At 66.1% G+C, this 15989-nt stretch carries 8 protein-coding genes and 1 riboswitch; of the genes, 7 read left to right on the top strand and 1 reads right to left on the bottom strand.

The genetic code is table 11. The features are described 5' to 3' along the window. Positions 1 to 121 precede the first annotated feature (121 nt). The 5 genes from IDH44_RS10320 to IDH44_RS10300 all read left to right on the top strand — a co-directional run bounded on the left by IDH44_RS10320 (position 122) and on the right by IDH44_RS10300 (position 10558). Entirely contained in the window at positions 122 to 2191 is a 2070-nt protein-coding gene (locus IDH44_RS10320) for a M1 family metallopeptidase (RefSeq protein ID WP_190917296.1), read from the top strand. A gap of 11 nt (positions 2192 to 2202) precedes the next feature. Continuing rightward, complete coding sequence (locus IDH44_RS10315; RefSeq protein WP_190917294.1) at positions 2203 to 3033, top strand: hypothetical protein; 831 nt, start codon at positions 2203 to 2205, stop codon at positions 3031 to 3033. A 345-nt stretch (positions 3034 to 3378) separates the two neighbouring features. Beyond that, positions 3379 to 3566: riboswitch (cyclic di-AMP (ydaO/yuaA leader) on the top strand. Positions 3567 to 3569: 3 nt separating this feature from the next. After that, positions 3570 to 4046: a C40 family peptidase gene (locus IDH44_RS10310; RefSeq protein WP_223869541.1), complete on the top strand. Its 477-nt coding sequence runs from the start codon at positions 3570 to 3572 to the stop codon at positions 4044 to 4046. Positions 4047 to 4235: 189 nt separating this feature from the next. Next, positions 4236 to 5585: a cryptochrome/photolyase family protein gene (locus IDH44_RS10305; protein WP_223869540.1), complete on the top strand. Its 1350-nt coding sequence runs from the start codon at positions 4236 to 4238 to the stop codon at positions 5583 to 5585. A 35-nt stretch (positions 5586 to 5620) separates the two neighbouring features. Beyond that, positions 5621 to 10558: a DEAD/DEAH box helicase gene (locus IDH44_RS10300; RefSeq protein ID WP_223869539.1), complete on the top strand. Its 4938-nt coding sequence runs from the start codon at positions 5621 to 5623 to the stop codon at positions 10556 to 10558. Positions 10559 to 10986: 428 nt separating this feature from the next. Here IDH44_RS10300 and IDH44_RS10295 read toward each other — a convergent pair whose 3' ends face one another. Next, on the bottom strand, positions 10987 to 13653 hold the full coding sequence (locus tag IDH44_RS10295; RefSeq protein WP_190917292.1) for a hypothetical protein: 2667 nt from the start codon (positions 13651 to 13653) through the stop codon (positions 10987 to 10989). A gap of 282 nt (positions 13654 to 13935) precedes the next feature. Between IDH44_RS10295 and IDH44_RS10290 the strand changes: the two genes are divergently transcribed. Together IDH44_RS10290 and IDH44_RS10285 are read left to right on the top strand one after the other, a co-directional pair. Continuing rightward, positions 13936 to 14502, top strand: coding sequence for an RNA polymerase sigma factor (locus IDH44_RS10290; RefSeq protein ID WP_190917290.1), 567 nt, complete (start codon positions 13936 to 13938; stop codon positions 14500 to 14502). Next, positions 14483 to 15940: a hypothetical protein gene (locus IDH44_RS10285; RefSeq protein ID WP_190917288.1), complete on the top strand. Its 1458-nt coding sequence runs from the start codon at positions 14483 to 14485 to the stop codon at positions 15938 to 15940. The genes IDH44_RS10290 and IDH44_RS10285 overlap by 20 nt, the downstream gene beginning before the upstream one ends. Positions 15941 to 15989 lie beyond the last annotated feature (49 nt).

Raw genomic sequence — 15989 nt, 5'->3', positions numbered from 1 at the left:
CTTTGCAAGACGCGGCCTTCTCGACCTCGCCCCCAAGTTTAATTCCATTTTAGCTAATAATCCGTGAAAAGCAAACATATACATGCTGTAGATGCTTGTCAACCACGGGAGGTATGGACTCATGATCCCACGTCACGCCCTGTCAATCACACTCGTTGTCGTCATTGCTGCCACCCTCGTCCTGTCCGCCGGGCACGGCTTCGGGGACGCCTGGACGTCCCAGTACACGTATGCCGGGACGCCCGTGGCCGATTCGAGCGCGCTCTCGCCCGCCCTCGAATCGGACGTGCTCCCGGGCTCGCTCGCGAGCGAGGCGGGCGACACCCCGGCCGAAGCGGCAGGCTCCGTCCCCGCTGCCGGCGAGCCGCCCGCGCTCCAGGAGCCGCGCGCGCAGGCGCTGAGCCGCAGAGTCGCGGAATACCACATCGAAGTCCGGCTCAGCGAAACCGAGCACCTGCTCTCGGGCAAGCAGACCATCACCTGGACCAACCCCGGCAAGCAGGCCGTGTCCGAGCTGTACTTTCATCTGTATCCCAATGCCTTCGCCTCGCCGCAGTCGACCTTCATGCAGGAGTCGGGCGGCAAGCTGCGCTCGGACGAAGCGACTGCAGACAGCACCGGCTATATGAAGCTGGAGTCGCTGCAGACCGGCCAGGGCGTCAACCTGCTGCCCCGCCTGCACTTCGTGCAGCCCGACGACGGCAATACGGCCGACATGACGCTGGCCAAGCTGCGGCTCCCGGACCCGGTCTACCCCGGCGACGAGGTGACGCTGTCGATGACCTACGAGGTCAAGCTGCCCGAAGTCTTCGCCCGCATGGGCTACGCCGGCGACTTCGTCATGGCGGGCCAGTGGTTCCCCAAGCTCGCCAAGTACGAGACAGCCGGCACGCGCGGCCGCGTCAGCGAGGGCTGGAACGCCCATCAGTACCACGGCAATTCGGAATTTTACAGCGACTTCGGCATTTACAGCGTCAAGATCGACGTCCCCGCGGACTATGTCGTGGCGGCGACCGGCTTCCCGGCGCAGACGCCGGTGCGGGAGGGCGAGCGCAAGACCTACCAATTCTACGCCGACGATGTGCACGACTTTGCCTGGTCGGCCTCGCCGCACTTCGTCTACTCGGAGACCCCGTTCTCGGCAGAGGGCGTGCCGGGCGTGCGCATCAAGCTCTACCTCGACCCGCGCCACGCCAAGCTCAAGGACCGCTACCTTCACGCCGCGCAGTCCGCCCTGGCCAAGTACGCGCAGTGGTACGGCGAGTACCCGTACTCGACGCTGTCGATTGTTGTCCCGCCGGCGGGCGCCGGCGGAGCGGGAGGCATGGAGTATCCGACGCTCGTCACCGGCTTCGCCGCCGACGAGGACGATCCCGGTTACGAGCTGGAGCGGGTCGTCGTGCATGAGATCGGCCATCAGTACTGGTACGGTATGGTCGCTTCCAATGAATTCGAGGAGGCGTGGCTCGACGAAGGCTTCACCTCCTATGCCGAGGACAAGGTGATGGAGAGCGAATACGGCGTGGCGCCGAGCCTGCGGGTAGAGGCGAGCTACATGACCGACCCGGCGCCGCTCAAGCAGCTGTCCTGGTCCTACCGCAGCCACGATCATTACGCGGAGAACGTCTACCTGCGCGCCAAGCTCGTGCTCGTCGGGATCGAGCGCCGGATCGGACCGTCGATGATGCGCAAGGTGATGCGCAGCTACTTCCAGCAGTATAAGTTCAACCACCCGTCCACCGCCGACTTCCAGCGTGTCGTAGAGCGTGTGACCGGCGAGGACTGGGACGACTTTTTCAGCCAATACGTATACGGCGAGCAGATGGCCGACTTCGCCGTGGAGTCGATCCATGTCCGGCCGGTGCGTCGGAACGGCCTGACCGTCTACGAGTCGATCGTGCTGATCCGCAAGTACGGCGGCGACCACGACCCGGTGCCGATCGAATTCCGCTTCCGCGACGGCACCGCGCTGTCCAAGGAATGGGACGGCAAGCAGTCCCATATTCAATACAAGCTGACGCACAGCGCGCCGCTGGAGTGGGCGGTCGTCGATCCGAACCATACGATCGTGCTGGACAATCGGCGCATCAATAATTTCATGAAAGCGGAGCTGCCCAGGCAGACGACGGTCCGCTGGAACCTGGGCATCGTCAAAATAATCGAGGGGCTGCTCGGCTCCGTCGGATGGTGAGGTGTGAGCACGTGCGAATCTATATGAAGCAAGGCTGGTCGCTGACGCTGCGGCACATGCCGGTCGTCCTGCTGCTATTCCTGTATCAGCTCGTATGGGGGTTCTTCCTGTATCGGTTCGTCAGCGCGGCGGTCGTACCGCTGCTGAAGCGGTACCCGGATGCGCTCGCATCAGCCGGAAGCGTGCAGTTGTTCTTCGCGGAGGCCGAATTCCGTCTGCTCAAAACGGACCTCGCTGCGCCCTACCTGTGGATGCTGGGCGGCATGCTCGCACTGCGGCTGCTGCTGACGCCGCTCCTGCAGGCGGGGCTGCTCTACTCGCTGCGGCATGCCGATACCGAGCGCGGCACCGCCTTCCTGCTCGGCATCCGCCGCGCGTGGCGCCCGATCACGCTGCTCTATTGGCTCAAGACCGCGCTGATGCTGGCGCCCGGCTGGTGGCTCGTCCCGCCGCTGGCGCGCGCGCTGGCCGGCGGCGGTGCGACCGTGCAGCAGCTCGCCATGCAGGCGCTCCCGTATGCCCTCGGCTGGGCGACCTGGGCGATCGTCGTCCACCTGCTCGTGCTGGCACTGCAATTCGGCGCCGTCGCGCGCACCGGCTGGGGCAGTGCGATGCTGATCGCACTGCGGCACTTCTTCCCGCTCGCGCTGCTGTCGCTGATCCTGTGGACCATCGCCGCCGGTCTCAGCCTCTCCGCCTCGGCGCTCTCGCTGCTGTGGGCCGGCCTGCTCGCGCTGCTGCTGCATCAGGCGGGGTATTTGGCCCGCACCCTGATCAAGGTCTGGATCCTTGCCGCCCAGTACGCCGCCTGGCGCGGACAAGGGCCTCCTGCGGCGGAGTGAGCTTCATACCGGCACGAATTTTTCCACCGGCGCAGAGTGGGCCATCCGGACGCCGTGGAGTCGCCCACCGGCGCGGAAGCGTCTGTCGTCGCAGAGTGAGCCGTCTGCCATCGTCGAACGCCCGCTGACCCGACGCGGCCTGACATTGCGACCTTCCATTCGCGCCATCGCCGCACATCACGCTGCAAGTCATAGCCAGGCTCAGCCGCTCCCGGCCAAGGGGCGGTTTTTTTGTATCGCCAGTAACCATGCAACGTAACCGCGACGCGCAAGTTTCAATTAAATTGTGAACATTTTGTGACAAGAAAGGAAATGTGCAGATTTTGGCGAATACCCTTACTTGTACATAAATATCTGCCGAATTCCCGTCATTGGGAAACGGGGGAACCACACCGGGTGAATTGATTTTGGCCGTGCGGGCCGCGAACCGTCTTTTATGAGGAAAGACTTGCGGCACGCACGCGCTAGAAATCATAGGGACACCTTTCGACCGAACCCTACAGCTAACCTCGCAGGCACTGGAAGGAGAAGCATTGTTGAAAAAAGTCGCGGCTACTGCACTCACCTTCGTTATGCTGCTGGCCTCATTTGCAGGCACAGCGTTCGCAGGCACTGCCTCCCAAATGGACGGCGCCATCGACGATCTGATCGGCATCCGCTACAAGTACGGCGGCACCACGACGAGCGGCTTCGACTGCTCCGGCTTCACATCCTACGTCTTCGATCAATTCGGCATCGAGCTGCCGCGCACGTCCGGCTCGCAGGCCACGATCGGCGACAAGGTCGCCAAAAGCGATCTGCGCGCAGGCGATCTCGTATTCTTCAACACTAGCGGCAAAGGCATCTCGCATGTCGGCATCTACGTCGGCGACGGCAAGTTCGCCCATTCCTCGTCGAGCAAGGGCGTCATCGTCAGCGAGCTCGAATCATCCTATTACAGCGAGCGCTACGTCACTGCGCGCCGCGCCCTCAGCGAGGCGCAGTATCAGAAGTACGCCACGCCGGCCAAGTAAGCGGCAAGCGGCTTTCGCGCTAGCGGGACAAGCTGTTTCTTCTCATGATTGATCGTGTAATGGAATTACACATGCGTTTCGCCTTGAACCGTATGGACGCCCCCGAGCGGGGCGGGCCGTGCGGTTTTTATTTTGCCCATCTCGTCCACACTGAGCGTATGAACCCTGCTGCGAAGGAGGCGCCGATCCATGTCCATGTATCTGTTCTTGCACCGCAAAGATTTGCGGGCGCGCCAGCTGCGCGCCTTTGCCGCGCTCAAAAAGCGGGCCATGCCCGGCCTGCACGCGCTCATCCTCGATCCGGCGCTGCTGGACGAGCGGCTGACCGCGCCCGGCGGCGGCACCTTCCTCGCTGCCGCCGCGCGGCTGGTACGCGAATACGAGGCCGGCGGCCAGACGCTGCAGCTGCTCTACGGCCCGCCGCAAGAGGTGGTCGGCGCCCTGCTCGAGGCGCATCCGATCAGCGGCATCGTCGCCCACCGCGACGATACGCCGTACGCCCGCCGGCGGGACGAAGCGATCGCGGAGGTGGCGCAGCGGCATGACGTGCCCTGGGTGCTGCTCGACGATGCGTCGCTCGCGGAGCTCGACGACTTCCAGCGCAGCACTGGGCGGGACGAGCCGTACAAGGTATTCACGCCCTTCTACCGCAAGTGGCAGGCCTACCTGCATGCCCACTACGCGCCTGCGGCCGAGGTCGGCGTCGAGGCGCTCGATACGGTCGGGGCGCCGGATGCCGCTGTCGCCCGGCGCTATGCGCCGCCCCGCGCAGTAGCCGACGCGCTCGCGGACGCCGCGCGCGAGGCGACCGGTCCCGAGGAGGACCTGGCGCAATTCATCAGCAGCGGACGACTGCATCGCTACGCTGGCCATCGAGACGATTTCGCCAACGAGCAGGCGACGAGCCGGCTCTCCCGGCATCTCAATACCGGCGCGCTCGCGGTCAAGACGGTCTACGAGGCGGTACAGAACGAGCGCGGCGCAGAAGCTTGGGTCCGGCAGCTCGCGTGGCGCGATTTTTACCTGTACCAGGCGCGCTATCACGAGGACTTCTTCCACTATGAGCGCCGCTACGACCTGTCGCGGCTCAGCGACCGCCACTACGAGGCCTGGGAGCGCGGCACGACCGGCATCCCGATCGTCGACGCGGCGATGAAGCAGATCGCCGAGACCGGCGAGATGCCGAACCGGCTGCGGATGGTCAGCGCGATGTTCCTGACGAAAAATCTGCTCTGTCCGTTCACGCTCGGCGAGCAATACTTCCGCCGCCAGCTCGCCGACTACGACAATGCGCAGAATCGCGGCGGCTGGCTGTGGAGCGCCTCGCTCGGCTATGACGCGTCGCCGTACTTCCGCGTCATGAACCCGCAGACGCAGTCGGCCCGGTACGACCCTTCAGGCACCTATATCCGCCGCTGGCTGCCGGAGCTGCGCGACCTCTCGGACCGGGACATCCACCGTCCGCGCCCGGACGCGATCGTCGACCTCAAGGACTCGCGCCAGTGGGCGATCGAGGTCTACAAGGATATTTTGCGATAAGCAAAATTCGATACGTGACAAAGGAGGAACCCCCGATGCCGCATGCTTCGCCGCTCGACGCCTTTCACCCTGTGCTCGCCCGCTGGTTCGCGGACCGCTTCGGCGCGCCGACCGATGTCCAGCTGCGCGCCTGGGAGTCGATTCGCGCCGGGGACCATACGCTGATCGCCGCCCCCACCGGCTCCGGCAAGACGCTCGCCGCGCTGCTGCCCTGTCTCGACCGGATCGTGCGCGCCAAGCTGGACGAGCGCGAGGCCCCGAGCGGCGTGCAGGTCATCTACGTCACCCCGCTCAAGGCGCTCAACAACGACATCCAGCTCCATGTCGAGCAGTTCGTCGGCGCCATCGAGCGGACCGCCGAGGAGAGCGGCACCGTCGCCTGGCCCGGCCTGCGCTCGGCCGTGCGGACCGGCGATACCAAGAGCAGCGCGCGGGCGGCGATGCTGCGCCGTCCGCCCGATCTGCTCATCACCACCCCGGAATCGCTGTACCTGCTGCTCACCTCGGACAAGGGGCGCGGGATGCTGCGCACGGCGCGTCAGATCATCGTCGACGAGATTCACGACCTCGCGCCGGACAAGCGCGGCGCCCATCTGTCGCTGTCGCTGGAGCGGCTCGCCGCCTGGTGCCCGGCCCCCGTGCAGCGCATCGGGGTGTCGGCGACGCAGCGCCCGATCGAGCGGATGGCGCGCTTCCTCGGCGGCTGGTCCGAAGCGGACGAAGACCTGCATGCGAGCCCCGATCCCGGCACAGCGCGCGTCGCATCGAGCGGAGCGGGCGAGGACCGTGCTGCTGACGCTGCGGCTGCTCCGCGCGCAACCGGGCGCGCGGAGGAAGGGCCGTCCCGCGCCGCGGATGGCGAGGCATCTGACGGCGGGATCGGCGCCGACGGCAACGTCGAGGACAACACAGGCAGCTGCAACGACGACGGCGCCCCAGCGACACGCGCTGCCGCACCAGGCGTCCCTGCACCGGCTGGAATGCCTGGCGGCGAGGCAGACGCGCACCCCCATCCGCTCGGCTATCGGCCGCGCCCGGTCGCCATCGTCGCGAGCGCGATGGACAAGCGGATCGAGCTGATCGTCACGATGCCCGACTACGCCACCACGATTGCAGACAGCCGCGAAGCCGTATGGGTGCCGCTGCTGGAGCGGCTCGTCCAACTGATGGACGGCGCGCGCAGCGTGCTGATCTTCGTCAACAGTCGGCGCCTGTGCGAGCGGCTCTGCCTGCGGCTCAACGATCACGTCGGCTACGAGATGGCGCGCGCCCATCACGGCAGCCTCGACCGGGCGCGGCGGCTGGAGGTCGAGCGCCAGCTCCAGACGGGCGAGCTGCGCGCGATCGTCGCCACCTCCTCGCTCGAGCTGGGCATCGACGTCGGCCATATCGATCTCGTCATCCAGGTCGATTCGCCGCTGGACGCCGCCTCCGGCATCCAGCGCATCGGCCGCGCCGGGCACGGCGTCGGCGAGGCCAGCCGCGGCGCGATACTCGTGCGCGAGCGCGGCGCGCTGCCCGAGAGCGCTCTGCTCGCGCAGCTCATCGCGCAGCGCGAGATCGAGCCGATCCGACTGCCCGAGCAGCCGCTGGACGTGCTCTCGCAGCAGACCGTCGCGATGGCCGCGCTCGACGACTGGTCGCTGGAGACGCTGCATCGGCTCGTCTGCCGCAGCGCGTGCTATTGCGAGCTGAGCCGGGAGCGGCTGGAGGCGATGCTGCGCGTGCTCGGGGGCACCTACCCGATCGCCAGACCGCTCCTGGAGTGGGACCCGGGCAGTGAGCGCATCGCCCGCCGCCGCAATACGGCGATGGCGGCGCTGACCGGCTCGGGGACGATCCCGCAGAGCTCGGGCTATCCGGTCCATCATGCCGAGACCCGGGCGCATCTGGGCGAGCTGGACGAGGAGTTCGTCGAGGAGAGCCGCACCGGCGACGTCTTCCAGCTCGGCACGAGCTCCTGGATGATCCGCGAGATTCGCCACGACCGCGTCTATGTCGGCGAAGCGCCCAACAATTACAGCGAGATCCCGTTCTGGCGCGCCGAGGGCGGCGAAGGCGGCCGCTCCGCCTGGCTGGCGGCGCGGCTCGGCGCGCTGCTCGAGCGGCTGGATGCGGAGCTGGCGCAGGAGGCGCGGGAGCGGGCCGAGACCTGGCTGCAGCAGGCGTGTCATCTGGATCACAGCGCGGCCGAGCGGCTCGTGCGGCTGCTGGAGAGCCAGCGCGCGGCCTGCGCCGTCCCGACCGCGCGCCGCATCGTCGTCGAGCACTACCGCGATCTGATGCAACACACCCATGTCGTGGTGCACAGCCCGTGGGGCCGCAGGATCAACCGTACCTGGCTGCTGGCGATCGAGCGGCAGCTGCAGCGGCTGCTCCCCTACCGGCCTTACGGCAACGCCACCAACGACGGGATCGAGCTCGTGCTGCGGGAGTGGGACCCTTCTTGGCTGCGCCTGATCACCGGCCTTGCGGCCGAAGCGCTCGAGCCGCTGCTGCTGGAGGGCCTGCCCGGCTCGGCGCTGCTGGCCATCGCCTTTCGCCGCATCGCCGAGACCTCGCTGCTGCTCGCGCGCAGCTTCACGCGCACGCCGCTATGGCAGCTGCGCCTGCGCAGCGAGGAGCTGCTCAAGGAGGCGCTGCCCTATGCCGACCAGTTCCCCTATCTGGACGAGGCGGTGCGTACGGCGCTGTATCGCTATCTCGATCTGGACGGGCTGCGCCGCATCCTGACGGCGATCGCCGCCGGGGAGATCGAGCTGGTCGTCCGGCAGACGCCGCATCCGTCGCCGCTGGCCGCCCAATTCGTCTCCGAATACGCCAGCCGTCAGCTCTACGAGGGCGACGGGCTGGACGAGGCGCTGCAGCTGCAGCTGCGTCATCTGAGCAAGGACTGGGCGTTGCGCATGCCCGGCGCGTCGCGGCGGGAGACCGGCGGGATTGACCCCGAGGTGCTCGCGCACGAGCGTGAGCGACTGGCCGCGCCGCAGCGTCAGCCGGACGGGACCGAGGCGCTGTATGCGCTACTCAAGGCGCGCGGCGATCTGAGCCGGCCCGAGCTGGAGCGGCTCGCGGGCGAGCAGGCGGGCGCCTGGCTGCAGGAGCTGGAGCGCAGCGGACGCGTCTGCGCGCTGCGCTTCGGCGCGCAGACGCGCTGGATCTGCGCCGACGAGCAGGCGCTGTACGCCGCCTTCCCCGAGACGCCCGCCGCGATCGCGCTCGTCGCGGGCCGCTTCGCGGAGCATCGTCTCGCCATCGATGCCCAGGCGCTGCAGGCGCGCTACCCGGCGCTGCTGGGCGGACAGGCGGAGCGCGTGCTGGAGGAGCTGCTGCGCCAGGACAAGCTGGAGCGCGCACCCTTCGCCGCTACGCCGGAGGAGCCGCTCTGGAGCAGCCGCAAGGTAGCCGCGCGGCTCGTCCGGCTCTCCATACAGGAAGCCCGCAAGCGGGCCCGGCCGCTGCAGCCGGAGCGCTGGCTCGGCCAGATGGCCGCCCTGCAGCATGCGCTCGCCGGTACGCAGCTGCAGGGCGAGGACGGGCTGCGCCAGGTCATCGCGCGCCTGCAGGGGCTTTACTTGCCCCTCTCGCACTGGGAAACGTTGATCTTCCCCGCCCGGCTGCAGCGATATCGGCGCGAGGCGCTCGACCTGCTGTGCGCCTCCGGCGAGGTGCTCTGGCTGGGCCGCAAGCACGACGGCGACAAGGAAGGCCGCGTCGCCTTCTTCCTCGCGGAGTCGCACGCGCTGTACGCGCCGCTGGTCGCACGCATCGCCAGCGATACGCCCGCCGCCGGCACATCCGGCGAGGCGCGCGAGCGGACGCGCCATCCCGCCCTGCTGGAGCGGCTGCGAACGCAAGGAGCCAGCTTCCTCACCCGCCTCGCGCGCGAGACCGGGCAGCTGCCGTCCGAGCTGCTCGGCGAGCTGCTCGAGCTCGTCTGGGAGGGCCGCGTCTCCAATGATCAGTTCGCTCCGCTGCGTCTGCATGCCGGGGCCAAGCCTGCTCGGCTCAAGGGCACCGGCTCCGGCCAAGGGCGCTGGTACTGGACCGGCACGCTCGCTGCGGCGCACGCGGACGAGCCCGCGGCAGCGCCGGGTCCGCGCACGCCGGCCCAAGACCACGTCCGACTCGCGCGGATCGACGCTGACTATCCGGACGAGCCACCGACGTCGCAGCATGCGAGTGCGCCACCGGGAGGCTCGGGGACAAGCGCCCCGCCGGAGACATCGCATGCAGGCGCACAGCCTGGCTCGACGAGAGCGAGCGGCGGGCCGGAGCAGTCGGCCGCAGCCTGGATCCAGCATTTGGTGCAGAGCTACGGTCTCATCACGCGCGAGCTCGCCGCCGGCGCCTGCCCCTATAGCTGGGACAAGCTGCTGCCGATGCTCAAGCGGCTCGAGGAATGGGGCGTCATGACCCGCGGTCGCTTCATCCAGGGCGTGGAATCGATGCAGTTCACTTCGCGCGAGCTCGCGGAGCAGTTGCGCCAGCCTCGGGCCCAGCCGCAGGCGGAAGGCGTGACGGTACTGCCGGCCGTCGACCCGGCCAATCCGTATGGCCTGCTGATCGGCTGGCCCGAGCAGCCGGGCGCAGCCTTTGCCCGCAAGCCGGGCCACTATCTCGTGCTCGCGGGCGCCGACTGGCGGCTATGGGTCGAAGGCCGGGGCCGCCGCATCTATGAGCTGACGCGGGGCGCGCAGCCGCCGGCGGACGCCGGGGACCCGGCCGAGGAGCGCGCCGGCTCCTTCGCGGACGCCCCGGTCGCGGCCCGGGCGGAGGCGCCCGCCCCGGACCTGGATACGCTGCGCGAGATGTGCCGCCAGCTGCTCGCGCTGCAGAGTCTGCGCAAGCTCAAGATCGAGCGTTGGAACGGCCAGCTCGTCCAGGACACCGCAGCGGGCCAGCAACTGCTGGCGCTCGGCGCCGAACGCGACGCCGGCGCGCTCGTGCTATGGCCGAGTCAGCTCGGCTGACGGACAGACGCGCCCGGGCCGAAGGCCGTCCAAAAAAGAAGCCTTCAGTTCCACTTGGATCGTGGTTCTGAAGGCTTCTTCAATTTTGGGGCCTGCCAATGCACGCGGCTCTTTTTTGGGACGCCCCCGGCTCTGCGTCCATTCCACAATAAACTGATGCCATTGAAACCGTTCCTATCCCTTCGCCATTCGCCAACGAACCTATTTTCTTGAAATCAATCAAAAAAACGCGATTGAAGACAAATAAGCGCTGTGGCAACCGCTAGACTAGAAATCACCTGAAATCGATCGAAATAGGCACGCTGGCAACCATTAGCTTAGTAGAGTCCGTTTTCCCGCGTGATTGATTATCTGTCTTTGGTTATTGCGTGAAGAGATCCGTAGCATCTTTGGCCGCCTTTAGCATCTTGACCGCGCTGATGCTTGCGTTATGCAGTAGGTCCGGCGATCATCACATTGTCCAGCTGCGGAGTATAGTAGTTGCCTTGCTGATAAGGAACCGTGATATAGCAATAGTCGTCCACGGCGCGTACCCAGGCGATGTGCTCCGGGAAGCTCACTGGCGCCTCTACCCAGAAGCTGCGCGGCACGTACAGCGTATCCAGCTGCTCCAGCGCGAGCGCGTCGAACAGCGAAGCCTCGTCGTAGACGAGCGCCGACGTGGCGGACGGCAGGTCCTGGTGGATCGAATAATACAGGTGCGGGTCATCGTCATAGAACGCTCCGTAGACCGACTCGATGCGCTCCGGCTGCAGCACGACCTCCAGGCCGTACAGGCCGCTCGTCTGCAGACCGCCTTCGAAAACGAGCGTCGCCCGCGACGGCTCCTGCTCATCGTCCCAAGCCAGCGTTGCGGCCTCGGGCGACAGCTCGATCGCCATACGCCCTGCATCAGTCAAGGCATACACCGCATCGACGACGCCGAATCCCTCGGCAGCCGTAGCGCCGCTGACCTGTCCGTTGAAGACGAGATCGATGCTGTGCAAGACGCCCTCCAGATCGGGATCCATCAATTGGGCGCCTAGAGGCACCGACGGACCGCCCTGCCCCGACTCATCAAGCACTAGCCGCAGCGGACTGAGCGCCTCGTACAACGTGCCGTCGATGGCGGCTATTTCGTACGCGCTCGAAAACATGACCTCCAGCTCCACCACTTCCGCCCCTTGCATCCGTGTCCCGAAATGCAGCGTCAGAGTCGTGTCCGATGCCCAGTACGCGTTCACCTCCTCCGGCTGCAGGATCACTTCGCTGATCTGGCCCCCGGACGCGAAGGCACGGACCTCGTACAAGAGGGCGTTGCCCAAATTCTGAGTCGCTTCGGCCATCGGCCGGTCGAACTGCACATCGACGCTGACCAAGTATCCGTCATACCCCGGATCGATCAACTCCGCCGATACCCCCGGCTCCCCTGGCTCCCCCGGTCCTCCGGGGCCGACGCCCAACGCAAACCGCAACGGGGAATTACTCACGTATACTTCACCCTGCAGCCCAGTAATCGCGTCTCCGCTCTGCAGCAGGACCTCCAGGGCATTCACGCCCTGCCCGGACAGCAGGTCGCCGAAAAAGAGCCGCAGCGTCGTATCGCTCTCCCAGTAGCTATCGATGTCCGAAAGCGGGAGGGCGAGCGAGCCGTTCATCGTCTCCGCGACGACCTCGGCGATGACGCTGTCGCCCAGCGCCATCGTCTCCTGGGATACCGGATGATCGAATACGACGTCGATGCCGTACAGCCAGCCGTCCAGACTCGGATTCTTCAGCTCCGCCGTCATCGGCTCGGGCTGTCCGGGACCTTGATCCAATGCGAACAGCAGCTGCGTCTCTCCCGTGTACGGGGTCTGGGAGCGCTCGTCCGGATCGCCGTAGGAGACGGTGCCGTCATCGGCATACAGCGCTTCGGCGTTCAGCTCCAGCATCACCGTCTCCAGCGACGTCAGGTCCAAGCCTGCGCCGGAAAAGATAACCTGCATATTGTCCAAGTCAGGCCAGCTCACCTCATACTCGGCTGCCGATAGCGACGAGGGCTCCGTCTGCCCTGTCAGCTCGATTCCCGCAATGGCGTCGGCCCCCTTGGCCCGGGAGGCGGGCAGCACCGGAGCGGAGAATAGCACGTCCAGTCCGGTCAGCCTGCCCTCCTCAAGCGTGGGGTAGAATTCCGCCGCAGTGAGCGGGCTACCGTAGAAAGCGTAATTGTCCCACTGATGCGCCTGCACCAGCGCCAGCGCCATCTCCACGGCCAGCTCCGAGAAGTCGCGCGCGCGCAGCGTGCCCGACGCCAGCGACGCCTCCCATCCTTCGGCCTTGGCCGCGAGCTCAAGCTTGGCGTTGTAGAGGTATTCGCCATTGCGGTAAAAGCCCTCCACCACCTCCATCGCCCGCTCCGTCACACCGGCGCTGAGCGCCTCATCCTCGATCCACGACAGCAGCGTACGCACATCGTACGCATCCACGCCCGGCGCGCCGATCACATTGGCCGGCGACGCCTGCGCCAGATACTGCCGCACATGTCCGATGTCGAAGCCGGTCCGCCCCGGATCGAGCATATCCATCACGCCGATCGCCCCGATGCCGGTCACAATCCGATAATCCTCAATCGCGGCACTGGCTGGACCCTCCAGCGGCTCGATCGCCCCCTCCTCGATGCTCAGCTCGAGCACATCGACTCCGGAGACCGACGCCGACAGCGTCAGATCCACTCGGTAGCCGTGCGCCACGGCAAAGAGCACCTCTATGTCGCCGTCAATGACGAACTGGCCCGCGTCCAGCGACTCCCATGCATAGGAGCCCGCCGGCTGCGGCACGCCGACAAAGGGCAGCGCGTCAAGCCCCGCCTCCTCCAGCGCAAGCGGCGGCCCCTCACCCGGAGGATATGCGATCCCGCCACCCTGCAATGCGGCCTGATACGACCACTCCTCCTCGGCCGTCAACTGGCGGTCGAAGGTCAGCTCGATGCGATTCTCGTCGATCACCTTCGCTTGCCGCAGCCACGAGTCATCCGAAGCGGCCTGCGCGGCCGAGAGCGGCAGCATGCCCGCGAGCAGCAGCAGCCCCAGCACCCCCAGCATTCCCTTGCGAATTCCCTTTAGCAACTGATTCACCCTTTACTCCTCAAATCCGGCTGCGCCGGTCAAACGACACACGAATAATTGCATTAAAATTTTACCATACGTATGGGGAAACGGACTAGAATTTTTACGGCCCCCGCCCGCGCCATGCGCGGTTTTGCGGGAATTAGAGCCTTCTATGTCGCGAAATTAAGAAAGGTTTAAGGAAGGTTTAAGGTTGTATTCGCCCCAAAGCAAAAACGAGTTCGATATAATAGAGGGAAAGATTGAACTTATGCGACGCCTATTACGTCGATACAAATAGAGGTGGCCATGTTGAGTTCCGATGCAAAATTTGAATATCTGAAAGCTTTGACCGATAGCGAAGACAAAAAGGCGATTCTGAACGAGCTGATGACCACCTACGGAAAAGACGTTTGGAATTATGCCTACAGCATGACGCGCAAACGCGAGCTGGCGGACGATGTGACCCAGGACGTGTTCCTCAAGGTGTACCGCAGCCTGTTCACCTTCCGCAGCGAGTCCTCGCTGAAAACATGGCTGCTGACGATCACCCGCAACACGGTGCTCGACTATCGGCGCTCGGCGTACTTCCGCCGCATCACGCTCGTCGACTACTTCACCAGCGACGGCGGCCGTCCCTCCGCCGAGGACGAGGCGGTGAAGAGCGAGACGACCAGCGAGCTGTGGGATCTGGTGCTCCAGCTGCCGGCCAAAAATCGCGAAGCGATCATCCTGTTCGCCCACCATCAGCTGTCCATGAAGGAAATCGCCGACATGCTCGGGGTCAGCGTCGGGACGATCAAATCGCGGCTGCATCACGCCCGCTTGAAATTATCGAAACTAAAGGAGCGTTCACAAGATGGATCCCAGCGACAATGAGCTACGGGAATTGCGATCCGGCCCCCTTGCGCATCATGGCTTCGATGAACGATTGCAGCAACGCATCCTGGAGCGCGCCGAGGACAGCGGTCCAAGGGGCACCAGGCATTACCGGCTGCCCCGGATCGCCGGCGCCTGCGCCGCCCTGGCGGTGCTGGTCGTGGCGCTCCTCTATGGTCTGGACGGCTTCACTCCGGGCGAGCCGGCTCCGTTGGCCTTCGATCAGACGGACGCGCCCAAGAGCGGACAGGGCGCCACGATCCTGGAAGCCGACACGTCCGGCGCGAGCTTCCAGTCCGCCGTGCTCGTCGGCCTGCGCGCCGACCATCCCGCCGAGGGGGGCCGCACCGCTTACAGCGAGTATCGGACCGTGCTGGTCGCGCCCGACGACTCCGGCGAGCTGAGCCGCGCCGCGGAGGGCGGCGGCATCCTGATGCCGTACAAGACGGAATTCTGGCGTATCGAGGAGCAGACGGCAGCGGTGAAGGACAAGGAAGTGCAAATTCTCTCCGCGGCGCCAGCGGCTCCTAGAGGGGCCTCGATCAGCCTCGAGCGCCGGGAGCTGGTCGCCGCGACCGAAGACGCGTCCGCGAAGGAAAAAGCCGTCGACGCGATGGACGCCGCACGGCAATCGGCGGAGCGCACGAGCGCGGCCATCGTTGAAAGTGGTAGCGGAGTAACGCGCACCGGCCATACGGACCGTGTGGTCCGCATAGCCGCCAGCACCGAGGACGCGGTGGAGGCCGACGCTCCTGCATCGGTCGAGTCGGCACCGGTGATCGTCTCGGAAAAGCTGCTGTTCGCAGGCAATCTGAATGTCGCGATCGAGCAGCGCGTCGCCGATCCCTCCGATCCCGCCGCTGCCGAGTCTGCCGCCACCTACCTGTGGGTCAAGCAGGTCGATCAGTTCGCCGGATCGCGCGAGCTGGGAGCGGACCCGGCCGGCGAGCCGCATGTCGCGATTGCGGAGGTCTTCCCCGATCTGGCCGAGGACGACGGCCGGGACGCCTACTATGGCAACTGGACCATCGCCCGCAATCCCGGACGGTGGATCGCGAGGCGCGCGCTGACGGACGCAGAGGCCTCCGGCGGCGCAGGCTACCGCTTGCAGGACGTGCTTCAGCCGCTGCCGTCGGGCGTCGTCGCGCACGACAAGCTGGCGGTGGCCTGGGAGGAGATCTGGCAGCGCGAGCCGGATGCCAGCGACGCCTTCTCCTCGCCGGCCGCAGATACGGTAATGGTGGTGACGGACGGCAGACTCGCTTTTTATCTCAATGGCGAAGGTCTGGCCTACGAGCCTGCGCTGGAGCTGGAGCTGCAGGATGACGAGACGGTGGTCATGGCCCAGTGGGCGCGCATGAACTACGTCGAGAAGTGGCGGGAGGAAGCCGGCAGGCTGCTCGGCGTCTCGCAGCAGGAGACTGACGCCGCGCGCTAAGCCCTTCTTGTAGACTAGACGAACTTGCGCGGCCCTTCGGCGGCGCGGC

The sequence above is a fragment of the Paenibacillus sabuli genome, from assembly GCF_014705605.1.
Lineage (GTDB): Bacteria > Bacillota > Bacilli > Paenibacillales > Paenibacillaceae > Paenibacillus_D > Paenibacillus_D sabuli.
This window is presented reverse-complemented; position numbering and strand designations above follow the sequence as displayed.